Genomic DNA, 540 nt, shown 5'->3' on the forward strand with positions numbered 1-540 from the left:
GCAAAAAGAGCAAGTTCGATAATAACTTGCTCTTTTTGCTAATAAGTGAGTTAGCTAAGTGTTATAACACTTAGCGTAGAAAAGCCAGCAACTTTAGTTGTTGGCTTTTCTTACTCAGTTACACGTTCAAGACTTTATCTAGGAAGTCTTTTAGACGTGGGTGCTGTGGGTTGTCGAAGATTTGTTCTGGTGTGCCGTCTTCGATAAATTCACCGCCGTCTGTGAAGATAACGCGGTTCGCCACTTGGCGTGCAAATCCCATTTCGTGGGTTACAATCAACATGGTCATGCCTTGTTCTGCCAAGTCTTTCATAACGTTCAATACATCCCCGACCATTTCAGGGTCAAGGGCAGATGTTGGTTCGTCAAAAAGCATGATATCAGGTTTCATGGCCAAACTACGAGCGATGGCGACACGTTGTTTTTGTCCTCCAGATAGGCTATCTGGTTTGGCATCGCGTTTATCTGCAAGGCCAACTTTTTCAAGCAATTCCATCGCGTGTTTTTCAGCTTCTTCCTTGCTTTCTTTTCCTAATTCGA

At 43.5% G+C, this 540-nt stretch carries 1 protein-coding gene; it reads right to left on the bottom strand.

Annotation, left to right across the window (positions count from 1 at the left end; all coding sequences use genetic code 11):
- Positions 1-118: 118 nt before the first annotated feature.
- The coding region (locus tag B3R79_RS01420) for an amino acid ABC transporter ATP-binding protein (protein ID WP_293693338.1) at positions 119-540 on the bottom strand (422 nt) is incomplete at its 5' end.

Origin of the sequence: Streptococcus sp. UBA3373 (assembly GCF_002360305.1) — a bacterium.
Classification (GTDB): Bacteria; Bacillota; Bacilli; order Lactobacillales; family Streptococcaceae; genus Streptococcus; species Streptococcus alactolyticus.